Here is a 23,140-nt window from a genome sequence, read left to right on the forward strand (position 1 = left end):
GCTGCTCGGGCCCACCATTACGTGGTCGCGCCGGGCGCGCAGCACCGTGACGGAGACATCCCCCCGGCCCTACTGCTTCGGCGCACCCGCCCGCGCAGACCGGACGACGCCCGCCGCGGCGATCAGGAAGCCGACGCCCATCAGCATGCACAGGGCCCAGGCGATGGACGGCAGCGGGTGGGTGCCGAGGAAGAGCGGTGCCATGGTGGCCAGGGTGCACAGCGCGCCGACGAAGAAGACGATCGCGCCGATCCGGACCAGCCGGTCACCTGCGCCAGAAGATGTAGTACTCACGCTGCCAGGGTAGTTCCCGACGGCGGCGAACCACCCCGGGTCGGCCGGTCGGCGCGGCAAGTGCCGTTTCCGGACAGAGTCCGGATGACCAGGCTTGACGAGGGGTACTTCACCTGTGGAGGCTTCTGTCAGCAGGGGGAGCACGACCACTGGACGGCCTGACCTGCTGAGGCTTTGTTCCGGCATACGTGTTGAGATGGGGTGCGTGCTTTGCCGACTGGCAAGGTCAAATGGTTCAACAGCGAGAAGGGCTTCGGCTTCCTCTCCCGCGACGACGGCAGCGACGTCTTCGTGCACTCGTCCGTGCTGCCCGCAGGAGTCGACGCCCTCAAGCCCGGCCAGCGTGTCGAATTCGGCGTGGTCGCCGGACAACGCGGTGACCAGGCACTTTCCGTGGCGATCCTCGACCCCACACCGTCCGTCGCGGCCGCCCAGCGCCGCAAACCGGACGAGTTGGCGTCGATCGTGCAGGACCTGACGACCGTCCTGGAGAACATCACCCCGCTGCTGGAGCGCGGCCGCTACCCCGACAAGGCCTCCGGCACCAAGATCGCCGGGCTGCTCCGCGCGGTCGCGGACCAGCTCGACGTGTAGGACACCGCCTCAGGGGCACGGCTCAGGGACACCTGCTCAGAGGCACCGCCTCAGGGACACGACAGCGCGTCCGGGCCGAGGGGCGGGACCAGGCCCTCGGCCGCGGCGCGGGTCAGCAGGCCGCGGATCGCCGCGTAGCCGTTCTCGCCGAGGTCGGCGGTGAACTCGTTCACGTACAGGCCGATGTGCTGGTCGGCGACGGACGGGTCCATCTCCTGCGAGTGCTCCAGGACGTACGGGCGCGAAGCCTGCGGGTCGTCCCACGCCATCCGTACCGACGCGCGCACCGACTCGGCGAGCAGCTTCAGCGTGTCCGCGCCCAGCGAGCGCTTCGCGATGATCGCGCCGAGCGGGATCGGTAGACCGGTCGTCTCCTCCCAGTGGCGGCCCATGTCGGCGAGGTTGTGCAGGCCGTAGTTCTGGTACGTGAAGCGCGCCTCGTGGATGACGAGACCGGCGTCCACCTTGCCGTCCCGTACCGCCGGCATGATCTCGTCGAACGGCATGACGACGATCTCGCCGACCCCGCCCGGCACCGCTTCGGCCGCCCAGAGGCGGAACAGCAGGTACGCGGTGGAGCGCTCGCTCGGTACGGCGACGGTCCTGCCCGTCAGGTCCGTGCCCGGCTCCTTCGTGAGGACGAGCGGCCCGCAGCCCCGTCCCAGCGCCCCGCCGCACGGCAGCAGCGCGTACTCCTGAAGGACCCAGGGCAGCACCGCGTACGACACCTTCAGGACGTCGAGCTCGCCGCGCTCGGCCATGCCGTTGGTGATGTCGATGTCGGCGAAGGTGACATCGAGGGCGGGCGCGTCGGGGATCCTGCCGTGCGCCCAGGCGTCGAAGACGAACGTGTCGTTCGGGCACGGCGAGAAGGCGATCCGCAGCGGGTCAGGAGTGGTCTCGGTCATGGTGGGTCGTCCAGCCTTCCAGTACGGGTGTGAGCTGCCCGAACGCGTCGGTGAGCGCGGCCAGCGCGTCGCCGATGCGCCAGGCGTCGCGGTCGCGGGGGCCCACGGCGTTCGAGACGGCCCTGATCTCCAGGACGGGCACGCCGGTCAGGCCGGCGGCCTCCGCGACCCCGAACCCCTCCATGGCCTCGGCGACGGCGCCGGGGTGCGCGGCGAGGAGGGCGGCGGCGCGCTCCGCCGTGCCGGTCACGGTGGAGACGGTGAGGACGTCGCCGGTCACCGCACCGGTCGCGGCGGACACCGCGCGCACCAGGGAGCGGGGCGGGTGGTGCCAGTCCCGGCCGAAGCCGAGCTCGGTGACGGGCACGAAGCCCGCGGGTGTCTCGGCGCCCAGGTCCGCCGCGCCGATGCGGCCGGCCACGACGAGAGAGCCGACCGGGGCGACACCGGCGAAGCCACCGCCGATGCCGGCCGAGATCACCAGGTCGTAGCGGTCCGAGACCAGGGCGAACGCGGCCGAGGCCGCTGCCGCGGCCGGTCCCGCACCGCCCGCGAGCACGTCGAAGGGGCCCGCGCGGTGGATCTCCGCACCCGGCACCCGGCGCACCGACACCTCGGAGCCGTCCCCGGACGCGCGCGTGACCGCGTCCCGTTCCACCGGGACAGCGGTCACGACAAGCACACGCACGGGAGGAGCCTCCGAGGTCAGGAGGGGATCAGTCGGTCTTCTTGAGCTCGAAGTGCCAGATGCCCAGCAGCTCCTTGCCCTTGGTCTCCACGATGCTGATCTGCGTCTTGTTCGAGATCTCGCCGGTCTGGCTGGAGAAGAAGGCGCTGCCCGGGATGGACCGGTAGGTCTTCTTGTACGGCTCCTGCTCGGCCTGCTGGCCGTTGATGAAGAGCGTCCAGCCGTTGTCCGCGACCTTGGGGTCGACGCCGAAGCGGACCTTGTCGTCCATCGCGACCTTGACGGACTTCTCCGCCTTCTTGTTGAGGCAGCTCTTGTACTCGGATTCCTTGAGGGCCTTGCCGTCGTTGTAGCAGGACGCCTCGGCGTTCACCGAGTTGTCGCCGACCGTCACGGTGGCGAGTGGCGTCGGCTTGTCACAGGCGGAGAGGACAAGGAGTCCCGCGGACACGGCACCAAGAGCGACGCCGATTCGGCGGCCCTTACCGGAGAAGAACGCAACGGTCATGGGCCGAAGGCTATCGGTCGCTCCGGCTCATGCCACGCGGGGGTGCGGCGAGCCGCGCCGCGCGGCACCCAGCAGCCCCCGTACGGAGGCCGCCGCACCGAGCGTGAGGATGCCCGCGGCGACCGACATGCCCAGTACGCCGTTGAGGGGCAACGAGATCCCGATCGCGCCGCCGGCCACCCACGCCATCTGGAGCAGTGTCTCGGAGCGGGCGAACGCGGAGGTGCGCACCTCCTCCGGCACATCGCGCTGGATCATCGCGTCCAGCGACAGCTTCGACAGCGCCTGGGTGAAGCCCGCCGTGGCCGCGAGCGCGGCGACCAGGACCGTGCTGAAGAAGGCCGCGGCCAGCACGGCGATGCCGAGCGCCAGGCCCAGCACCGAGGCGATGATCACTTCCGGGCCGCGGGCCTTGAGCCAGGAGCCGACCGCCGTGCCCAGCGCGTTGCCCGTCCCGGCCGCCACACCCACGATGCCGAGCGAGATCGCGGCGCTCTGACCGGAGAGCGGCTGCTCGCGCAGCAGGAACGCCAGGAAGAAGATCAGGAAGCCGGAGAGCGCCCGGTGCGCGGCGTTGGCCTGGAGTCCGTGCAGGACGGACGGGCCGACCGAACGCAGCCCCGGCCGTTTCTCGCCGCCCTTCCCCCCGGACCTGGCCGCTCTCCTCCACACCTTCCCGGTTGTGGACGTGGCGGGCTTGCGGAGCGGGGCGGGCCGGACCGCGCCGTCGTCGTGCGGGTGCACGAGGTGCGCCTTGCGTTCGCCCTTCGCCGAGTCCACCTTGGGCGGTAGCGTGAAGGCGAGCACGGTGCCGCCGACGAAGATCGCGCACGCGCCGTACAGCGGCCAGTGCGGGCCGATCGTCTGGAGTCCCGCCCCGATCGGAGCGGCCGCACCCGTGGCGAGGAGACCGGCGAGGGTGACCCGTGAGTTCGCCTTCACCAGCGAGAACCGGGGCGGCAGCAGCCGCGGCACGACGGCGCTGCGCACGACTCCGTACGCCTTCGAGCAGACCAGGACGCCCAGAGCCGCCGGATACAGCTCCAGGCCGCCGGTGGCGACCGCGCCCGACATGGTGAGCGCCAGCAGCGCACGGGCCAGCATGGAGCCCGCCATCGCGGCACGGCGGCCGTGCGGCAGCCGGTCCAGGAGCGGGCCGATGACCGGGGCGAGGACGATGAACGGCGCCATCGTGACCGCGAGGTACAGCGCGACCCGGCCGCGGGCCTGGTCCGTCGGAACGGAGAAGAACACCGTGGACGCCAGCGCGATCGTGATCATCACGTCACCCGCGCCGTTCACCGCGTGCAACTCGATCAGTTTGCCGAGACCGGACTCGCCGGCTCCGTGTGCGTGCGTCGCCTTCCGGATGCCCCTGGCGGTCCCGGTGAACGGGGACCGAAGGGCATGACCGATCGACCGGCCCGTCCTGCGGAGCGGGCCGGATCCGTCGTGCGACCGGGCTGAAGCCACTTGGTCATAGTGCCCCAGTCCCCGTCGTCGCGAACCGGAACGGGCACGGGGCGCGGCGTGCACCGCCCCGTCGGGTCAGCGATCGGGCAGGTCGCAGGGGGTGCGGACCGGTCGGCACCCATGGCCGGACCGTGCTCTTCATACGGGACACGGCACCGGATACGGCGTCGTTTGGGACGGGCAGGTGGGCGGGAAGCGGCGGAGAGGGTAGCGTGCCTAGCGCGCCACCGGCGGTTGTTCTTGGCCGCGCGCCTCTCGGCGATCCCGCAGAATGGATTGCAGAAGGTGCGCCCGAGGCAGGCACAACGGGTGTGGACGTCGACGCGGCCCCCAGGTCCGCTCCGCCCGCAACCGTATGGCCGAAATCGATGGATGTGCTGGCGCGCTCGTGAGACTGGCGTAGGAGAGAAGCGAGACCTGTGAGTGCTGCGACGACGCGAAGCCGTACGGCCCGTACCCCTGTTCCCGACCGTTTGTGCGCCGAGGCGGTAGACCTCGCCCGCGCGGCGGCCGAGGAGGCAGCCGCGCCAGGGGTCGTGGGTGAGCATGTGGACGTGGTCCCCGAGGGGGACCGGGTCGTCACGCACTACTTCGAGTGCGAGGACCCGGCCTACCGGGGCTGGCGCTGGGCTGTGACGGTCGCCAGGGCCTCCCGGGCGAAGAACGTCACGCTTGACGAAACGGTGCTGCTGCCGGGAGGCGAAGCGCTGCTCGCGCCGGAGTGGGTGCCGTGGAGCGAGCGGCTGCGGCCGGGCGACATGGGGCCGGGCGATCTGCTGCCCACCGAGGCGGACGACCTGCGTCTGGAGCCCGGTTACACCGGCGACGACGAGCCGCCGCCCAATTCCGCGGTCGCCGCGGTCTCGGGTGAGCTGGCCGACCTCGTCGAGTCGGAGGACGCGGAGCTGACGACGCGCCCGCAGCCCCCGCGCCGCGGTTCGATCGCGGCGGTCGCGGACGAACTCGGGATGCGGCGTGCGCGGGTGCTGTCGCGGTACGGGCTGCATGCGGCGGCCGACCGCTGGGACGAGGGGTTCGGCGCGAAGACGCCGATGGCCCAGGCCGCCCCGGCCTCCTGCGTGTCGTGTGCCTTCCTGGTGCCGCTGGCGGGTTCGCTGAAGCAGGCCTTCGGGGTGTGCGCGAACGAGTTCGGTCCGGCGGACGGGCATGTGGTGTCCCTGTCGTACGGCTGCGGTGGGCATTCGGAGGCCGCGGTGATGCCGAAGCCGCCGAAGCCGGCGCCGCATGCGCTGGACACGATGCAGGTGGACGAGTACCCGCTGCGTCCGGCGCGGGATTCCGGCTCCGTGCCGGTGGAGCCGGATGCGCCGTCGGAGGACCTCGGCCACTCGTAGGCGGTGGCCTGGGGCGGGTCCGTGCGGGGTGCCCTGGCGGGCTGCTCCGGGGGCTGCTCCGGCGGGCGGCTCCGGCGGGCGGCTCCGTCGTACCGCGTTGTCCTCAATCGCCGGACGGGCTTGGTTGTGACAGACGGGCTTGGTCGTGCCGGGCCGGCTTGGTTGTGCCGGGCCGGCTTGGTTTTGTGCGGGTTGTTCCGGCTCGCCGGTTCCGTCCTCAATCGCCGGACGGGCTCGGGTGGGTGTGGCGGGCGGGTTCGGTTGTGCCGGGCGGGCTTGAATCGCTTGCCGTGTCCGGGTTGCTGCTGTTCCCCCGGGGGCCGGGTACCCCACCCCGTCCGGCGATTGCGGGCAGGGCCGCTCGCGCGGACCCGGTAGCTTCGGGGCGCACACTTGGCGGCACGGGTACCCGGCACCGGAAGAGGGAGTCACAGCGTGAGCATGATTGCGACCGAGGGGGCCGACCCATTCGGCACCGCACGGCTGCGGCGCGGCGTGCTCGACGCCTGGGGGGCCGGTCCCGCCCGCTTCCGTGAGGACGCCAACGCCGAGGAGGACCTCGCGCTCGGCGGCTACCGCGACCGCCTCGTCGTCGAACTGGCGCAGAACGCCGCCGACGCCGCCGCCCGCGCCCAGGCATCCGGCCGGCTCCGCCTCACCCTGCGCCCGGCGACCGCCGACGCCCCCGCCGTCCTCGCCGCCGCCAACACCGGAGCGCCCCTGGACGCCACCGGGGTGGAGTCGCTGTCCACCCTGCGCGCCTCCGCCAAGCGCGAGGGCCACGAGTCCGCCGTGGGCAGGTTCGGCGTCGGGTTCGCCGCCGTGCTCGCCGTCAGCGACGAGCCCGCCGTCATCGGCCGGCACGGCGGCGTGCGCTGGTCCCTCTCGGAGGCCCGCGAACTCGCCCGGGAAGCCGCCGTCGGGAGCCCCGGACTGGGCGACGAGCTCCGCCGCCGCGACGGCCACGTCCCCCTGCTGCGGCTCCCGCTGCCCGCCGAGGGCACCGCGCCGGACGGCTACGACACCGTCGTCGTCCTGCCGCTGCGCGACGGCGGCGCCGAGGACCTGGTCGGCCGGCTGCTCGACGCCGTCGACGACGCACTGCTGCTCACCCTGCGCGGACTCGACGAGATCGTCATCGAAACCCCGGACACCGTACGGACGTTGAGTCGCTCGCAGCACGGCCCGTACACGCACGTCGTGGACTCCGCGCACGGTACGAACCGCTGGCGCACCGTCGCCCACCACGGCCCCGTCGAGCCCGCCCTGCTCGCCGACCGCCCGCTGGAGGAACGGCTGCGCCCGCACTGGTCGGTGACCTGGGCCGTCCCGGTGGACGCGGAGGGCGCGCCGGTGCACCCCCGTACCGCACCCGTCATGCACGCGCCGACCCCCACCGACGAACCGCTCGGCGTACCCGCGCTGCTCATCGCGTCACTGCCGCTGGACACCACCCGCCGCCACCCCGCGCCGGGCCCGCTCACCGACTTCCTGGTGCAGCGCGCGGCCGACGCGTACGCCGAACTGCTCGCCGACTGGCAGCCGGTCTCCGTCGCCACCATCGCTCTCGTGCCCGGACCGCTCGGCAAGGGCGAACTGGACGGCGCGCTGCGCGGCGCGATCCTGGAGCGGCTGCCGCGCGTCGCGTTCCTGGAACCGGCCGCCCCGCGCGAACCCGCCGCCGAGCCCGACCGGTGGGACGACTGGGACGCGGGGACCGACGACAGCCGCAAGGACACCACCGCCCTGCGGCCCGTCGAGGCCGAGGTGCTGGAGGGGGTCGGCGCGGAGACGGTCGCGGTGCTGGCCGAGGTGCTGCCGTGTCTGCTGCCCGCCGGCCTGGAGCGCCGGGTCGAGCTGCGCACGCTCGGCGTCGCCCGGGTGCCGCTGACCGAGGCGATCGACCGGCTCGCCGGGCTGGAACGCGACCCGGGCTGGTGGCGGCGGCTGTACGACAGCCTGGCCGGCGTCGACCCGGACCGGCTCTCCGGGCTGCCGGTGCCGCTCGCCGGGACGACGTCCCAGGGGCCGGGCCCCGGGGCCCCGGCCGTCCCCCGTACCACCATCGGCCCCCGGCAGGTCCTGCTCCCGCTCCCGGACGCGCTGACCGGCCCGGTCCTGGACCGGCTCGCCCGGCTCGGACTGAAGGTCGCCCACCCGGACGCCGCCCACCCGCTCCTGGAGAAGCTCGGCGCCCTGCCCGCGAGCCCGCGCGCCGTGCTGACGACCCCGCAGGTGCGGGCCGCCGTCGCCGGTTCGCTGGACGCGGGCGAGATCTGGGACGAGGACGCGCTCGACGGCGACGAGCTCGTGGAGACCGTCCTCACCCTGGTCCGGGACGCCGACCTGGCACCCGGCGACGAGCCCTGGCTCGGGGCGCTCGCCCTGCCGGACGAGGACGGCGAGCCCGCACCGGCCGGTGAACTCGTGCTGCCCGCAAGCCCGTTCGCCGACATCATGCGCGACGGCGAACTCGCCCTGTGCGACCAGGAGTTGGCCGACCGCTGGGGCGAGCAGCCGCTCACCGCCTGCGGGGTGCTGGCCACCTTCGCACTGGTGCGGGCCACCGATGTGGTCCTGGACCCGGACGAACTGGAGCCGCGCGACGGCGACTTCGCCGAACCCGACGACGCCGGGCTGCTCGACGCCGTCGACGTGTGGTGCGAGGACATCATCGACCAGCTCCCGGACACACCGGTGCCGCCGGTCGCCACCGAACTCGTCGCCGTCCGCGACCTCGACCTGGTCGACGACGACGCCTGGCCCCAGGCGCTCGCACTCCTCGCCCAACCGCCGCTGCGCGACGCACTGACCCAGCCGGTACGGGTGCTGCTCCCGGACGGCACCACGCGGTCCGTGCGCCCGTACACCTCCTGGTGGCTGCGCGACCACCCGGTGCTGGACGGCCGCCGCCCGGCGGGCCTGCGCGCCGACGGGGGCGATCCCCTGCTGGCGGGCCTGTACGACTCCGCCGACGCGACCGGCTTCGACGACGCCCAGGTGCTGCGCGCCCTCGGGGTGCGCACCTCGGTCGCCGCCCTGCTGGACGAGCCCGGCGGTTCGGCCGAACTGCTGGGCCGGCTCGCGGACGAGGACCGCCGGGTCGGTCCCGTACAGCTGCACTCCCTGTACACGGCGCTGGCCGATCTCGACCCGGAACAGGTCACGCTGCCGGACGAGTTGCGGGCCGTGGTCGACGGCGAGGTGCGGGTCGTCGACGCGGCGGACGCGGTGATCGCGGACGCGCCCGATCTGCTGCCGCTGACCGCGGGCCTGCCGCTCCTGCCGGTCGCCCCGGCGAACGCGGCGGAGCTGGCCGAGCTGTTCCAGGTGCGGCGGCTCGGGGAGAGCGTCGAGGCGGAGGTGACGAGCGACGGCGAGGAGCGCCGGGTGCCGGAGCCGGTGCGCGTCCTGCTCGGCGCGGGCACCCCGGACACCTACGTCGAGCACGGTGAACTGCGCGCGGGCGGCGTCGAACTGGACTGGCGCCGCACCCCGGACGGAACCGTGCACGCCGCGACCCTGGAGGGCGTCGCGGCGGGCCTGGCCTGGGCGGCGGGCCAGTGGCCGCGCCGCTTCGAGGTCGCGGCCCTGCTGGAGGACCCGTCGCGCTCGGAGGAACTGGCCCGGGACCGCTGGTTCGACTGAGTACGGCCCGCCGCCGGCCGTCGCGGGGCTTCGGCGTCGGGCCCGGGCCCGACGCCGAACCGCACTGCTGCCACGACCGGCCCGGGATCCACAGGGTTTCCACAGGAAGCCCTGTGGAAAATTCACAGAAAATACTCAAGGCCCGCACAACCCTTCGGGGTTGGCGATGGTCTCGTCTGTGAAGTCACCAGGCTTCGTGCTTCACCGACGATTCTGGGTCCGGGCGGACATACGTCCGTCGCGGACCCCCTTCTCCAACTTGGGGAACAGAACATGCGCACTCGTGCCACCGTTGCCGCCGTCAGCGGCGCCCTGGCCCTTTCCGCTTTCGTCCTCCCTTCGGCCGCCCAGGCCGACGGCGCGCACGCTTCGGCCGACTCGGCCGCCGCCGTCGCGCGCGCGGCCCAGGCCGCCTCCGCCGCGCCCTCCGCCGCGAAGACCGGTGCGCGCTCGGCCGCGCCCGCGGCCGAGCCCATCCCGGCCCAGCTCGACCTCACCTTCTCCAAGTTCACCGTCAACGGCGGCAAGCCGATCGTCGTGGGGACCACGTACACGAAGCGGGTGGCGACCACCTTCACCGTGACGCACGCCGCCGATGTGGACATCTTCGCGTCGGACTTCGCGCTCGACGTCTCCCTCTACCGCGGCTCGTTCGACTCCCCGAAGAACGAGCTGTACGGCGATGTCATCCCCGTCTGCAAGGCGGTGTCCGCCAAGGTCGCCACCTGCAAGGGCAACATCGCCGTCGTGCCCGGCTTCGACCTGATCGGCAACGCCGACGCCACGAAGTGGAAGGCGATGGGCTTCGCCGTCGACTACAACGGCCAGGACAACCTGGAGAACCCCGACTTCTCCAAGATCGGCTTCGCCCTTCAGGACAACCTGGGCGGCTCCAGCCTCCAGCGCGCGTCGAAGCAGACCGTCAACGCCTCTCCGGAGCCGGTCAAGAAGGGCAAGACCCTCACGGTCACCGGATGGCTGTCGCGGGCGAACTTCGACGACCTGAAGTACCACGGCTACACCGTCCAGCCGGTGAAGCTCCAGTTCCGCAAGAAGGGCAGCAGCACCTACACGACGGTGAAGACCGTCAAGACGAACAACAAGGGTGACCTGAAGACCACGGTCAAGGCCACGGTCGACGGTTACTGGCGTTACAGCTTCGCCGGTACGTCCACCACTCCCGCGGCCACCGCCACGGGTGACTACGTCGACGTGAAGTAGCCCCTCCCGGCTGCTTGTCCGGGCCGCCGCTTCCCCCGTTACACCGGGAAGCGGCGGCTCACCAGGCGCCAGGCGTACTCCAGGGCGGCCGAGGCGATCACGGCGATGCCCACCGCCGTCCACGGCATCTGCGCACCCACCAGCTTCAGGGCGAAGAAGTTCTGCAGCCACGGCACCACGAGCACGACCAGGAACGCCAGGCCCATCGCGGCCACCAGGCAGATCCGCCACCAGGTGTAGGGGCGGGCGATGATCGCCAGGACCCACATCGAGACCAGGAACAGCGTGAGTGTGGCCGCGCTGGTCTCCGCGTCCAGCGAGCCGGGGCCCACGTAGTGGTGCCGGGCGAGCAGGTACGTCACGAAGGTGGCGACGGCCGCGATGGTGCCCGACGGGATCGAGTACCGCATGACGCGGCGTACGAAGTGCGGGTGCGCGCGTTCCTTGTTGGGGGCCAGGGCGAGGAAGAACGCCGGGATGCCGATCGTCAGCGTCGACAGCAGTGTCAGGTGCCGCGGCAGGAACGGGTACTCGACCTGGAAGCAGACCACCAGGATGGCCAGCAGCACCGAGTAGACGGTCTTCGTCAGGAACAGGGTGGCGACCCGGGTGATGTTGCCGATGACCCGGCGGCCCTCGGCGACGACGGACGGCAGCGTCGCGAAGCTGTTGTTAAGCAGCACGATCTGGGCGACGGCCCTGGTCGCCTCCGAGCCGGAACCCATCGAGACGCCGATGTCGGCGTCCTTAAGGGCGAGGACGTCGTTGACCCCGTCGCCCGTCATCGCGACGGTGTGGCCTCGGGACTGGAGTGCGGCGACCATCTCCCGCTTCTGCTGCGGGGTGACGCGGCCGAAGACCGTGTTGTTCTCCATGGCCGTGGCCAGCTCGTCCGGGTCGGTGGGCAGCCGGCGCGCGTCCATGGTGTGTTCGGCGCCCGCCAGCCCGAGCTTCGCGGCGACGGCGCCGACCGAGACCGCGTTGTCGCCGGAGATCACCTTCGTGGCGACCCGCTGGTCGGCGAAGTAGGCGAGGGTCTCCCGTGCGTCGGGCCGCAGCCGCTGTTCCAGCACGATCAGCGCGCTGGGCAGGGCCCCGGCCGCGATGCCGGGCCCGTCGAGCGGGCCCTCGACGCGGGCCAGCAGCAGGACCCGCAGGCCCTGCTGGTTGAGCTGGTCGATCTCGGTGAGGGCCGGGTCCTCCTCGGGCAGCAGCACATCGGGGGCACCGAGCAGCCAGGCGGATGTCCGCCCGTCGTCCTCGTCGAAGGCGGCGCCGCTGTACTTGCGGGCCGAGGAGAACGGCAGCGCCTGCGTGATGCCCCAGTCCTTGCCGTCCGGGACCGGGTAGGCGTCGATGATCGCCTGGAGGCTGGCGTTGGGCCGGGTGTCGGAGGCGCCGAGGGCGGCCAGCACCCGGTGCAGGTACGGCTCGTCCACGCCGTTCAGCGCGCGGACCTCGGTGACGTCCATGCCGCCCTCGGTGAGGGTGCCGGTCTTGTCCAGGCAGACGATGTCGACCCGGGCCAGGCCCTCGATGGCGGGGAGCTCCTGCACCAGGCACTGCTTGCGGCCCAGCCGTACGACGCCGATCGCGAAGGCGACCGAGGTGAGCAGGACCAGGCCCTCCGGGATCATCGGGACGATGCCGCCGACGGTCCGGGCGATGGACTCCCTGAAGTTGTTGTCCTTCACCACCAGCTGGCTGAGGACCAGGCCGATCGCGGTCGGGATCATCATCCAGGTGACGTACTTGAGGATGGTGGAGATGCCGCTGCGCAGCTCGGACTGGACGAGCGTGAAGCGGGAGGCCTCCTCGGCGAGCTGTGCGGCGTAGGCCTCGCGGCCGACCTTGGTGGCGGCGAACGCCCCGCCGCCCGCGACCACGAAGCTGCCGGACATGACGGGGTCTCCGGGCCGTTTCAGTACCGGGTCGGCCTCGCCGGTGAGCAGTGATTCGTCGATCTCCAGGCTGTCGGCCTCGGCGACCCTGCCGTCCACGACGACCTTGTCGCCGGGGCCGAGCTCGACGAGATCGCCCAGGACGATCTCGGAGGTGGAGATCTCGGCCGCGACGCCGTCCCGCCGCACGGTGGGTTTGGCCTCGCCGATGACCGCGAGGCTGTCCAGGGTCTTCTTGGCCCGCCACTCCTGCACGATGCCGATGCCGGTGTTGGCGATGATCACGAAGCCGAAGAGGCTGTCCTGGATCGGCGCGACGAACAGCATGATCAGCCAGAGCAGGCCGATGATCAGGTTGAACCGGGTGAAGACGTTGGCGCGGACGATCTCGCTCATGGAGCGGGACGAGCGGACCGGGACGTCGTTGACCTCGCCGCGGGCGATGCGCTCGGCGACCTCGGCCGCGGTCAGCCCGCGCCCGGCGTCCGCCGGAGCCGGCAGTCCGACCGGGTGGACCGGGTCGAGCTCGCTCCCGGCGTCGATCATCACCGGCCGGTCGGTGCCGGAAGGCCTTGAGGATCTGTTCGGCTCATCCCCGGAGGGGCCGTGTGCCCGCTGAGTCATGGTTCAGACGGTACGGGTGCAACGTCCGCTTCACCCGCCGGGGGTCCGAAGATCAGACCGGGGGAGGACGGGAATCGTCCCGTGGCAGTACGGCGAGGGGGGCCGCCCTCTGACTTTCGGCACTGGTGCGGGGCCGGATGCTCTGATCCCCGACGAGGGTGCGGGACCGGATGCTCTGATCCCCGACGAGGGCGCGGGGCCGTGAACGGGAGGTGGGGGCCGGTGCCGTGGTCTCAGGCGGTGGCGCCGGGGGTGTCCCCGGAGCAGTCCCGCGGGGCGGCGGCGCCAGCCGCGGCGGCCCGCTTGATCGCGGCGTCGCGTCCCCGCACGTACCAGATGCCGATCAGGCCGAGGCCCGCACCGGCCAGGCAGGTCCACACCCACCACAGGTGTCCGTGGTCGTCGAACCAGCCGTAGAACGGGAGCTGGACGAGGAAGAGGACGAACCAGAGGATCGTGCCGCCGGTGATGGTCGCGACGACAGGCCCCTCCAGGGGCTCGGGTGCCTCGTGCTTCGGTGTCCACTTCGCCATGCGGTCAGTGTATGCGGCGTGTGCACATAGGCCGCCGGGTCAGTCGGCCCATGGGTCTACGCGCGGAGATAGCGATCTTCGGCTTATGTATTCATACTGAATCTGCTTACGACTGACTTAAATTGTTCGTATGAAAGTCCAAAGCTGACCGCATTTAGTCTCCCTCTACATATGACTGAGGTCCTACATGTCCTCCTCGGCCACTGCTCCGGTCGACTCCGATCAGCCCCCGGCTCCCCAGCCCTCGGGTGGCCTGGATCGTTTCTTCAAGATCTCCGAGCGGGGGTCGTCGGTCGCGCGTGAGATCCGCGGCGGATTCGCCACCTTCTTCGCGATGGCGTACATCATCGTGCTGAACCCGATCATCCTGGGCAGCGCGAAGGACATGTACGGTCACCAGCTCGACGGTGGCCAGCTGGTCACCGCGACGGTGCTGGTCGCGGCCTTCTCCACCCTCCTCATGGGCGTCATCGGCAACGTGCCGATCGCGCTGGCCGCGGGCCTCGGCGTCAACACCGTCGTCGCCCTCCAGCTCGCCCCCCGGATGAGCTGGCCCGACGCGATGGGCATGGTCGTCCTCGCGGGCGTCGTGGTCATGCTGCTGGTCGCGACCGGGCTGCGGGAACGCGTGATGAACGCCGTACCGACCTCGCTCCGCAAGGGCATCGCGATCGGCATCGGCCTCTTCATCCTGCTGATCGGCCTGGTCGACTCGGGCTTCGTCTCCCGCATCCCGGACGCCGCGCACACCACCGTCCCGCTCCAGCTCGGCCACGACGGCCACCTCAACGGCTGGCCGGTCCTGGTCTTCGTCCTCGGCGCGCTGCTCACCCTCGCGCTGATCGTCCGCAAGATGCCGGGCGCGATCCTGATCTCCATCGTGGCGATGACGGTCGTCGCGCTGGTCATCGACGCGATCGCGGACCTGCCGGCCGACGCCTGGGGTCTGACCGTCCCGCAGTGGCCGGGCAATCCGGTCGCCACCCCGGACTTCGGGCTGATCGGCGAGGTCAGCCTGTTCGGCGGCTTCGGCAAGGTCGGCGTACTGACCGGCATCCTGTTCGTCTTCACCGTGCTGCTGTCCTGCTTCTTCGACGCGATGGGCACCATCCTCGGCGTCGGCGACGAGGCCAAGCTGACGGACAAGGACGGCAACTTCCCCGGCATCAACAAGGTGCTGTTCGTCGACGGCATCGCGGTCGCCGCCGGCGGTGCGAGCTCCGCCTCGGCGGGCACCTGCTTCGTGGAGTCCACGGCGGGCGTCGGCGAGGGGGCCCGCACGGGCTTCGCGAGCGTCGTGACGGGTCTGCTGTTCACGGCAGCACTGTTCCTGACACCACTGGCGACGATGGTCCCCTCGCAGGCGGCCACTCCGGCGCTGCTCGCGGTGGGCTTCCTGATCATCGCGGGCTCGGTGCGGGACATCGACTGGAGCGACTACACGCTCTCGATCCCGGCCTTCCTCGCCATGGTGATGATGCCGTTCACGTACTCGATCACCAACGGCATCGGCATCGGCTTCATCACGTTCTGCGTGCTGCGGCTGGCCGCCGGGCGCGGTCGCTCGGTGCCCGTGGCCATGTACGTGGTGTCGGCGGTCTTCGTCTTCTACTACGCGATGCCGGCGCTCGGCCTCACGTGATCCCTTCGCGGGCGCACGGCCGGCGGGGTCAGGTGACCTCGTCGGCCGTGACTCCTTCTTCCGCCCCGTAGAACTTCTCTGTCTCGTCGACGGCCGCCTGGAAGCGCTCGTCGAAGTCGTCGCGAATGAGCGTCCGGACCACATAGTCCTGGACGCTCATTCCGCGTTTGGCCGCGTGCCGCTTGAGCCGGTCGAGCAGCTCACCGTCTATCCGCAGGCTGAGCACTGTCGATCCCATGGCATGCAGGGTTACGTCCTCCGGGCCCGACACGCGTGACTTTTCGCAGCCGACTCACTCGTTTGGGTGATCGATTGGTGATTCGGCTCTCGCGCGTGTACCACCGAGTGGTCTTTAGGGTAGGTAATGAGTTACGCTAATAAACATGCCTGACCTGATCCACGACGGCGACAGTGCCGCCGCCGTGAGCTCCCTTCGCTCCGCCGTGATGCTGCTCGGCCGGCGCCTCAAGCACCAGCGCGTCGACGAGTCGCTGAGCCCCACCGAGATGTCGGTGCTCGGCACGCTCGCCCGCTGCGGTTCGGCCACCCCCGGTGAGCTGGCCCGCAAGGAGCACGTACAGCCGCCGTCGATGACCCGCATCGTCGCGCTGCTGGAAGCAAAGGGACTCGTCAGACTGGAACCGCACCCCGATGACCGTCGTCAGAAGATGGTCAGCCAGACCGAGCAGGCCGAGGCCATGCTCGCCGAGAGCCGCTCCAAGCGGAACGCCTGGCTGACCACCCTCGCCGAAGGCCTGGACGAGGACGAGTGGGAGACGCTGCGCAACGCGGCGCCCGTGCTGGAGAAGCTCGCCCACCTGTAGCGGAGCGGGCCGCGCCGGACCGGAACCGGCGCACCGCCCCACCGCCGCATCCCCGTCAGCCCGCGCAGCGTCCACGCCCGAGGAGGCGAACCCTTTTGAGTACGGGATCCGGAGCAGACTCCGCCCCCGCACCGACTTCCACCCACGAGAGCAAGCCCGGCGGGACCTTCTCGTCGCTGAAGATCCGTAACTACCGCCTGTTCGCCACGGGCGCCGTGATCTCCAACACCGGTACCTGGATGTCCCGCATCACGCAGGACTGGCTCGTCCTGAGCCTCACCGGGTCCGCCGCCGCCGTCGGCATCACCACGGCCCTCCAGTTCCTCCCCATGCTGCTCTTCGGCCTGTACGGCGGCGTCATCGCCGACCGTCTCCCGAAGCGCAAGCTCCTGCTCTTCAGCCAGGCCGCGCTCGGCCTGTGCGGTGTCGCGCTCGCGGTGCTCACGCTCTCCGGCGTGGTCCAGGTGTGGCACGTCTACCTGATCGCCTTCCTGCTCGGCATGGTCACGGTCGTGGACAACCCGGCCCGCCAGTCGTTCGTCTCCGAGATGGTCGGCCCCGCCCAGCTGCGGAACGCGGTCAGCCTGAACTCGGCGAACTTCCAGTCCGCCCGGCTCATCGGCCCCGCCGTCGCGGGTGTGCTGATCACCACGGTCGGCAGCGGCTGGGCCTTCATGTTCAACGGCCTGTCGTTCCTCGCACCGCTCGTCGGCCTGCTGATGATGCGTACGAGCGAGCTGCACAAGGCTGTTGTCGTACCGCGCGCCAAGGGGCAGCTGCGCGAAGGGCTGCGCTACGTCTCCGGCCGTCCGGATCTGATCTGGCCGATCGTCCTCGTCGGCTTCGTCGGCACCTTCGGCTTCAACTTCCCGATCTATCTGACGGCCTTCGCGGACGAGATCTTCCACGGCGGCGCCGGGATGTACTCGTTCTTCAACATCCTGATGGCCGCCGGTTCCCTCGTCGGGGCCCTGCTCGCCGCCCGCCGTCGCTCCTCGCGGCTGCGGACGCTGGTCCTCGCGGGCTCCGTCTTCGGCGCGCTGGAGATCATCGCCTCCGTCTCGCCGTCCGTCTGGCTGTTCTCGATCCTGCTCGTCCCGATCGGCATGATCGGTCTGACGACCAACATCATCGCGAACACCAGCGTCCAGATGGCGGCCGACCCGGCCATGCGCGGCCGGGTGATGAGCCTGTACATGATGGTCTTCGCCGGCGGTACGCCGGTGGGCGCCCCGATCGTCGGCTGGATCAGTGACGGGTACGGCGTCCGGACCGGTATGGCGGTCGGCGGTGCGTTCTCCCTGGTGGCCGCGCTCGGCGTCGGCTTCATGCTGGCCCGCGTCGGCGGCCTGCGCCTCCAGGTCGACCTGCGCCCCGGCCGCCGGCGCGTGCGGTTCGTCCCGCGCGAGCAGCTGGCCACGGCGGCCTGAGCACCGCCGGTCGTACCTACGCGATCACGGCCCCGACCGGGTATCCCCGGTACGGGGCCGTGGCACGTGCGGGGGACTTCCCGAAGACCGCCCCGGGGTGCGGCCGGGGCGGTGCGACACTCGCCCCATGAGCCGCACGAGACTCTTCACCGCCGTGCTGCCGCCGGACCCCGCCCTGCGGGAACTCCGCCGTGCGGTGGCCCCGCTCCACGCCCTGCCCGGCGCCGACGCGCTGCGCTGGACCGGCCCGGCCGGCCGGCACTTCACCCTGGCCTTCCTCGGAAACGTCGACGAGGAGGTGCTGCCCGATCTGTACAGCCGGCTGGAGCGGGCCGCCCACCGCACCCCGGCGTTCCCGCTGCGCGTCCACGGGGCCGGCCGGTTCGGCGGGCGGGTCCTGTGGGCGGGGGCCGCGGGCGACCTGGACACCATGCGGCTGCTGGCCGAACGCGCCCACGCCGCCGCCCGCCGGGCCGGGCTCCCGATGGAGGAGCACCGCCGCTACACCCCGCACCTCACCCTCGCCCGCAGCCGCGACGAAGCGGATCTGGCCCCGTTCACCGCGGCCCTGGGGGGCTTCGAGGGCATGCGCTGGGAGACCGGTGAGCTCAGCCTCGTACGCAGCGATCTGCCGGTGGACGGGGTGCCGGGGGAGCAGCCGCGGTACGAGGTGGTGCGGGCCTGGCCGCTGGGCCGGTGAGCGGGGCGGTTACGCTCGTCGGGTGGACCCCAAGACCAGAAACCGCATTATGGCGGCCGTGCTCGTGCTGATGTTCGTCGTCGTCGCAGCGGCGGCCGCCCTCGGCTGATCAGCCTGCCGGGGCGGCCGCACGCGAGCCCGTACCTACCAGGCGAAGTTCTCCGGCGACGGGCCCGGACCGGGGAAGATCCCGTCCAGCGCGGTCAGCACCTCGTCCGACAGCTCCAGCTCCACGGCGCGCAGCGCGGAGTCGAGCTGCTCACGCGTACGCGGACCCGAGATCGGGCCGGTGACGCCGGGCCGGGTCAGCAGCCAGGCCAGACCGGCCTCGCCGGGCTCCAGACCGTGCTTCTCCAGCAGGTCCTCGTACGCCTGGACCTGCGCCCGCACCTTCGGGTCGGCGAGCGCCTCGGCGGAGCGGCCCGAGGTGGACCGGGCGCCGCCGCCCTCGCGCTCCTTGCGGAGCGCGCCACCGAGCAGCCCGCCGTGCAGCGGCGACCACGGAATGACGCCGAGGCCGTACTCCTGGGCGGCCGGGATGACCTCCATCTCGGCACCCCGCTCCATCAGGTTGTAGATGCACTGCTCGCTGACCAGGCCGTAGCTGCCGCGCTGCCGGGCGACCTCATTGGCCTGGGCGATCTTGTAACCCGCGAAGTTGGACGAGCCCGCGTAGAGGATCTTGCCCTGCTGGATCAGTACGTCGATGGCCTGCCAGATCTCCTCGATCGGGGTGGACCGGTCGACGTGGTGGAACTGGTAGAGGTCGATGTGGTCCGTCTGCAGCCGCTTCAGGCTGGCGTCCACGGCCCGGCGGATGTTGAGCGCGGACAGCTTGTCGTGGTTGGGCCACGCCTCGCCGTCGGCGCCCATGTTGCCGTAGACCTTGGTGGCGAGGACGACCTTGTCGCGGCGGTCGCCGCCCTGGGCGAACCAGGTGCCGAGGATCTCCTCGGTACGGCCCTTGTTCTCACCCCAGCCGTAGACGTTCGCCGTGTCGAAGAAATTGACGCCCGCGTCCAGGGCGGCGTCCATGAGCGTGTGGCTGTCGCTCTCGTTGGTCTGGGGGCCGAAGTTCATCGTCCCCAGGACGAGGCGGCTGACTTTGAGTCCGGTGCGTCCGAGCTGCGTGTACTTCATGGGGCCAAGCCAACTCCTTCGAGTCCGCTCGAAGCAAGAGCGGATGCCCGAGGCGCGGCGGACTCCCCCGGTCCGCCGCCCGCCGGGCGCCCCGCTCCGGCCGTACCGGGCCCGCTACTCCCGCGCGAACCGGTCCAGCGCGGCCAGCACCGCCCGGCTCGTCGCCGCCCCGCCGAGATGGCCCGCGCCGTCGATGACGGTCAGTTCCGCGTCCGGCCACGCCCTCGCCAGCTCCCACGCGGTGATCAGCGGGCCGCCCAGGTCGAACCGCCCGTGCACCAGCACGCCCGGGATGCCCGCCAGCCGCCCGGCGTCCCGGATCAGCTGCCCCTCCTCCAGCCAGGCGCCGTTGGAGAAGTAGTGCGCGCAGATCCGTACCAGCGCCTGCTGCGCCCGGGCGGGCCGGCCGCTGTACGGCGGCGGCCCGGTGTACGTCTCCTGGGACAGGACCGCGTCCTCCCAGGCGCACCAGTCGGCCGTCGCCCGCGCCCGTACCTCCGGGTCGGGGCTCTCCGTCCGCCGGGCGTACGCGGCGAGCACGTCCGGTGTCGCGTCGCTCGCGGCCTCCGGGACCCCGGCCCGGAACAGGTCGTGTGCCTCGGGGAAGATCCGCCCCGCGACCCGGTACAGCCAGTCGATCTCGGAGCGGCGGGTCGTGGTGACGGCCGGGATCACGATCTCGCTGACCCGCTCCGGGTGCTGCTCGGCGTACGCGAGGATCAGCGTCGATCCCCAGGAACCCCCGTACAGCAGCCACTTGTCGATGCCCAGCCGGATGCGCAGCCGCTCCATGTCGGCGATCAGCCGGTCCGTCGTGTTGAACCGCATGTCGGCGGCCGGGTCGCTCGCGTGCGGGGTGGAGCGGCCGCAGCCGCGCTGGTCGAAGAGGATCACCCGGTAGCGGTCCGGGTCGAAGTACTGCCGGGGCCGCTCGGTGCACCCCGAGCCGGGTCCGCCGTGCACGACGACGGCGGGTTTGCCGGCCGGGTTGCCGCACGCCTCCCAGTACACGAGGTTGCCTTCGCCGACGTCGAGCATCCCCTGCTCGTACGGCTCGATCGGCGGGTACTTCTCGTCCGGGTGGCGTTCCACGGCGGTGTCTCCCTCGGTGCGGCGGCGTGCGAAGGGGGACACCGCGTCGGCGCCGGAATTCTCACATGGATGCGGTCTCGGCCTGCTCGCTTTTCGTCCCGGACGGCCGCACGTGCTCGTTGACGCGCTTGCCGAGCAGCACGAACAACTGGATGAGGCCGACGGTCAGCAGGATGTGCCCGAATCCGGCGGTCAGCGGCACCACCTCGGAGATGTGGTCCTCGTCGCGACCGAGCACGGTCAAGATCCCGTGCACTCCCATCATCCCCGTCGAGATGACGAGGCCGGCGTTGTAGAACCAGAAGAACGCGGTGAAGAGCCTCGTCCCCGAGAGCTGGAAGACCTTGTCGAGGACGAGGACGATGAGGAAGGCGATCATGCCCAGGGTCAGCAAGTGGGTGTGCATGAGTCCCAGTTGCGAATCGCCGGTGAAGTCCTTCATCTTCGTGAACTCTCGGTAGAAGAGCCCCGAGAGCACGCCTACGATCATGTAGACGTGTGCCGCGTAGTAGGATTTCCGCACTTTTATTCCCCCCTGAACCGAGTCTCGGCGCGTCCATTCAAGCGGTTCAGGCAGTTCCGCAAGGCGATTTCATCGGAACAGGTGTTCGTTTCGCGGGGTTTCGCGTGTCGGGTCTCCCGCTCCGCGAGGCGGAGAGTGCGGCGATCCACCCCTCGGGCCGGCTGCTTTCGGGCGGACCGCGTCGGCCTGATCTGCCGCTTCGCCCGGCGGCGTAGCGTAGAAGGGTGAACGCGACTCCTGAGGTCCTGGCCGTACTTGACGATCTGCTCGCCTCCACAGCCCCCGACGCCCGCGGGGCCATCTGGCAACTGTCCGAGCAGGGGCGGGAGCTGGACGCCAATCTGGTGCGCCTTCCGCCGGGCGCGGAGGTCGGCGAGCACCAGGAGGACGTACTGGACGTGCTCCTCGTGGTCCTCGCGGGCAGCGGCCGTCTCACCCCGGGCGGCGACGGCACCCCCCTGGACCTGACCCCGACGACGGTCACCTGGCTGCCCCGCACCTCCCGGCGCGCCCTGGCCGCCGGGCCGGACGGCCTCGCCTACCTCACGGTCCACCGCCGCCGCCCGGGTCTCACCATCAAGCCGACGGTGTTCGCGGGGGAGGGCGGCGAGGCCCCGTGCTCCCTGGACCGGGTGTGCCCGGAGTGCGGCCGGATGTCGCAGGAGTCGGCGCCGAAGTACTGCGGCGCGTGCGGGGAGCGGTTCCCGGAGCGCTGAATGCCCCGGCCGACGCGGCGTCGCGTCCGCAGATCGACGAGCCCGGCCGCGGCACCGACCGACGCAGCCCGCCCGCCGCTCACGCCCTTGCCGGGGCTCAGGGCCTGTCGGGTGACCTCTGATCGGGCGGCCACGCCCTGGCACGCACGCTTCCCGCGTTGCCGAAATGTCCTAGTAAGCTCCGCTACGAGGACATCCCGCCGCCTTGGAATCGCACGCACCAGACCGCGTCCGCTATCCGATCGAAGGTCACCCGACAGGCTCTCAGCGCACCGGGAAGCCGAAGGTGTAGCCCTGCTCCTTGAGCCGGGGCAGGAGGGTGCGCAGGGCCTCGACGGTCTGGGTGCGGTCGCCGCCCGCGTCGTGGAAGAGGAGCGTCGGCCCGTTGGGCAGTTCCCTCTCGACGGTGGCGATGATGGCGTCAGTGCCGGGGTGCTCGAAGTCCTTGGTGTCCACGTTCCAGCCCAGCGGGCGCATGCCCCGGGAGGCGGCGAGCGTGCGGCTGTACGGGGTGAAGGCTCCGCCGGGCGCCCGGTAGTACATCGACCGTACGCCCCCGGACGCCTTGGTGATCATGCGTTCGGCGTCGAGTATCTGCTGCGACTGGTAGGTCTGGGAGGCCTTGTCCATGGCGGTGTTGTGCGACACGGTGTGGTTGCACAGCCGGTGCCCGGCCGCGACCACCTTCTTCACGAGGTCCGGATGGGCCTGCGCCTGCGTCCCCACCATGCAGAACGTGGCCTTCACCTGGTACGTGCGGAGCAGGTCGAGCACCTGAGGGGTCCACACGGGGTCGGGGCCGTCGTCGATGGTGAGGTTGATGCCGCGCTTCCCCGCGTCCGAGGCGTGCACGATGGTCTTCGAGACCGGCTTGCCGCCCTTGCCCGGCGCGGCCGGCGAGGCCGACGCGGTGGCCTTCGGTGACGAGGCGCCCGCGGGCCCGGCCTGCGCGGTCCACACCGAGGCACCCGTGGCGAGCATCGTCACCCCGAGCGCCGCCCCGACCACTTTGCCGTACCAGCTCCGCCCGCCCGCGTGCCGTGCCATGTCCGCCCCTTTTCGCGCAGTGCCTCGTCGATGGTCCCCGGTCACCTTGCGACCACCTGACAGGACGAGGCGCGCGGGCAAAGGGATGCGCGCGTTACCGATCAGGGACATTTCCGGGAAAGTCTGCGGACAACTCTCCGCGAACAGCACCCCTGTACGGCGGACGGCTCCTTCGCCGCGTGACCGTGTCACCGCTCCGTGACAACGGTGTCGTGGAACGGCGACGTCGCTATCCCCTCGGTTCGCAGGCTCGTCATAGTGATCAAGCAAGCACCGGGG

General features: G+C 71.3%; 21 protein-coding genes. 9 read left to right on the forward strand and 12 right to left on the reverse strand.

The features are described 5' to 3' along the window. Positions 1-69: 69 nt before the first annotated feature. Positions 70-294 carry a hypothetical protein gene (locus FHX80_RS16500; protein ID WP_145764877.1) on the reverse strand — a complete coding sequence of 75 codons (225 nt, stop codon included), beginning with the start codon at positions 292-294 and terminating at the stop codon, positions 70-72. 210 nt (positions 295-504) lie between these two features. On the opposite strand from FHX80_RS16500, the gene FHX80_RS36400 reads away from it, so the two are divergent. Further along, positions 505-888 carry a cold-shock protein gene (locus FHX80_RS36400; protein ID WP_145764878.1) on the forward strand — a complete coding sequence of 128 codons (384 nt, stop codon included), beginning with the start codon at positions 505-507 and terminating at the stop codon, positions 886-888. A gap of 50 nt (positions 889-938) precedes the next feature. Here the strand turns inward: FHX80_RS36400 and FHX80_RS16510 are convergent, their stop codons facing one another. Genes FHX80_RS16510 through FHX80_RS16525 form a run of 4 tightly spaced genes read right to left on the reverse strand, consistent with a single transcriptional unit; the run spans position 939 to position 4,465 of the window. Beyond that, positions 939-1,796 (reverse strand): 1,4-dihydroxy-6-naphtoate synthase, encoded by an 858-nt coding sequence (locus FHX80_RS16510; RefSeq protein WP_145764879.1) that lies wholly within the window; start codon positions 1,794-1,796, stop codon positions 939-941. Next, positions 1,777-2,484: a futalosine hydrolase gene (locus FHX80_RS16515; RefSeq protein WP_145764880.1), complete on the reverse strand. Its 708-nt coding sequence runs from the start codon at positions 2,482-2,484 to the stop codon at positions 1,777-1,779. The genes FHX80_RS16510 and FHX80_RS16515 overlap by 20 nt, the downstream gene beginning before the upstream one ends. Before the next feature lie 28 nt (positions 2,485-2,512). Further along, positions 2,513-2,992 (reverse strand): DUF2771 domain-containing protein, encoded by a 480-nt coding sequence (locus FHX80_RS16520; protein ID WP_145764881.1) that lies wholly within the window; start codon positions 2,990-2,992, stop codon positions 2,513-2,515. A gap of 27 nt (positions 2,993-3,019) precedes the next feature. Next, positions 3,020-4,465, reverse strand: a complete 1,446-nt coding sequence (locus FHX80_RS16525) for an MFS transporter (RefSeq protein ID WP_145764882.1) — start codon at positions 4,463-4,465, stop codon at positions 3,020-3,022. 419 nt (positions 4,466-4,884) lie between these two features. Here FHX80_RS16525 and FHX80_RS16535 point away from each other — a divergent pair, with 419 nt between their 5' ends. The 3 genes from FHX80_RS16535 (at position 4,885) to FHX80_RS16545 (ending at position 10,689) form a co-directional block, all read left to right on the forward strand. Continuing rightward, the gene (locus FHX80_RS16535; RefSeq protein WP_145764883.1) at positions 4,885-5,820 is read left to right on the forward strand and encodes a DUF3027 domain-containing protein; all 936 of its coding nucleotides are present in this window, start codon (positions 4,885-4,887) and stop codon (positions 5,818-5,820) included. Positions 5,821-6,261: 441 nt separating this feature from the next. Beyond that, positions 6,262-9,468: a sacsin N-terminal ATP-binding-like domain-containing protein gene (locus tag FHX80_RS16540; RefSeq protein ID WP_145767334.1), complete on the forward strand. Its 3,207-nt coding sequence runs from the start codon at positions 6,262-6,264 to the stop codon at positions 9,466-9,468. A 273-nt stretch (positions 9,469-9,741) separates the two neighbouring features. Next, positions 9,742-10,689, forward strand: coding sequence for a hypothetical protein (locus FHX80_RS16545; RefSeq protein WP_145764884.1), 948 nt, complete (start codon positions 9,742-9,744; stop codon positions 10,687-10,689). 38 nt (positions 10,690-10,727) lie between these two features. On the opposite strand, the gene FHX80_RS16550 is transcribed toward FHX80_RS16545, so the two are convergent. Both FHX80_RS16550 and FHX80_RS16555 read right to left on the reverse strand, forming a co-directional pair. After that, complete coding sequence (locus FHX80_RS16550; RefSeq protein WP_145764885.1) at positions 10,728-13,214, reverse strand: HAD-IC family P-type ATPase; 2,487 nt, start codon at positions 13,212-13,214, stop codon at positions 10,728-10,730. A 233-nt stretch (positions 13,215-13,447) separates the two neighbouring features. Then, the gene (locus tag FHX80_RS16555; RefSeq protein ID WP_145764886.1) at positions 13,448-13,747 is read right to left on the reverse strand and encodes a DUF2530 domain-containing protein; all 300 of its coding nucleotides are present in this window, start codon (positions 13,745-13,747) and stop codon (positions 13,448-13,450) included. 187 nt (positions 13,748-13,934) lie between these two features. On the opposite strand from FHX80_RS16555, the gene FHX80_RS16560 reads away from it, so the two are divergent. Next, positions 13,935-15,389 carry an NCS2 family permease gene (locus FHX80_RS16560; protein WP_145764887.1) on the forward strand — a complete coding sequence of 485 codons (1,455 nt, stop codon included), beginning with the start codon at positions 13,935-13,937 and terminating at the stop codon, positions 15,387-15,389. 28 nt (positions 15,390-15,417) lie between these two features. Here the strand turns inward: FHX80_RS16560 and FHX80_RS16565 are convergent, their stop codons facing one another. Beyond that, on the reverse strand, positions 15,418-15,627 hold the full coding sequence (locus FHX80_RS16565; protein WP_145764888.1) for a ribbon-helix-helix protein, CopG family: 210 nt from the start codon (positions 15,625-15,627) through the stop codon (positions 15,418-15,420). A 145-nt stretch (positions 15,628-15,772) separates the two neighbouring features. Here FHX80_RS16565 and FHX80_RS16570 point away from each other — a divergent pair, with 145 nt between their 5' ends. The 3 genes from FHX80_RS16570 (at position 15,773) to thpR (ending at position 18,343) form a co-directional block, all read left to right on the forward strand. After that, positions 15,773-16,213 (forward strand): MarR family winged helix-turn-helix transcriptional regulator, encoded by a 441-nt coding sequence (locus tag FHX80_RS16570; RefSeq protein ID WP_123460825.1) that lies wholly within the window; start codon positions 15,773-15,775, stop codon positions 16,211-16,213. Positions 16,214-16,308: 95 nt separating this feature from the next. Next, the gene (locus FHX80_RS16575) at positions 16,309-17,643 is read left to right on the forward strand and encodes an MFS transporter (RefSeq protein ID WP_145764889.1); all 1,335 of its coding nucleotides are present in this window, start codon (positions 16,309-16,311) and stop codon (positions 17,641-17,643) included. Between the two features lie 127 nt (positions 17,644-17,770). After that, the gene (thpR, locus tag FHX80_RS16580; RefSeq protein ID WP_145764890.1) at positions 17,771-18,343 is read left to right on the forward strand and encodes an RNA 2',3'-cyclic phosphodiesterase; all 573 of its coding nucleotides are present in this window, start codon (positions 17,771-17,773) and stop codon (positions 18,341-18,343) included. A gap of 144 nt (positions 18,344-18,487) precedes the next feature. Here the strand turns inward: thpR and FHX80_RS16590 are convergent, their stop codons facing one another. The 3 genes from FHX80_RS16590 to FHX80_RS16600 all read right to left on the reverse strand — a co-directional run bounded on the left by FHX80_RS16590 (position 18,488) and on the right by FHX80_RS16600 (position 21,098). Beyond that, positions 18,488-19,483 (reverse strand): aldo/keto reductase, encoded by a 996-nt coding sequence (locus FHX80_RS16590; RefSeq protein WP_145764892.1) that lies wholly within the window; start codon positions 19,481-19,483, stop codon positions 18,488-18,490. Positions 19,484-19,597: 114 nt separating this feature from the next. Then, positions 19,598-20,575: a prolyl aminopeptidase gene (pip, locus tag FHX80_RS16595; protein ID WP_145764893.1), complete on the reverse strand. Its 978-nt coding sequence runs from the start codon at positions 20,573-20,575 to the stop codon at positions 19,598-19,600. A 61-nt stretch (positions 20,576-20,636) separates the two neighbouring features. Continuing rightward, positions 20,637-21,098: a DUF2871 domain-containing protein gene (locus FHX80_RS16600; RefSeq protein WP_145764894.1), complete on the reverse strand. Its 462-nt coding sequence runs from the start codon at positions 21,096-21,098 to the stop codon at positions 20,637-20,639. 224 nt (positions 21,099-21,322) lie between these two features. Between FHX80_RS16600 and FHX80_RS16605 the strand changes: the two genes are divergently transcribed. After that, positions 21,323-21,814, forward strand: a complete 492-nt coding sequence (locus tag FHX80_RS16605) for a hypothetical protein (protein WP_145764895.1) — start codon at positions 21,323-21,325, stop codon at positions 21,812-21,814. Between the two features lie 264 nt (positions 21,815-22,078). Here FHX80_RS16605 and FHX80_RS16610 read toward each other — a convergent pair whose 3' ends face one another. Then, positions 22,079-22,861: a polysaccharide deacetylase family protein gene (locus FHX80_RS16610; protein ID WP_145764896.1), complete on the reverse strand. Its 783-nt coding sequence runs from the start codon at positions 22,859-22,861 to the stop codon at positions 22,079-22,081. Positions 22,862-23,140: the final 279 nt, after the last annotated feature.

The sequence above is a fragment of the Streptomyces brevispora genome, assembly GCF_007829885.1.
GTDB lineage: Bacteria > Actinomycetota > Actinomycetes > Streptomycetales > Streptomycetaceae > Streptomyces > Streptomyces brevispora.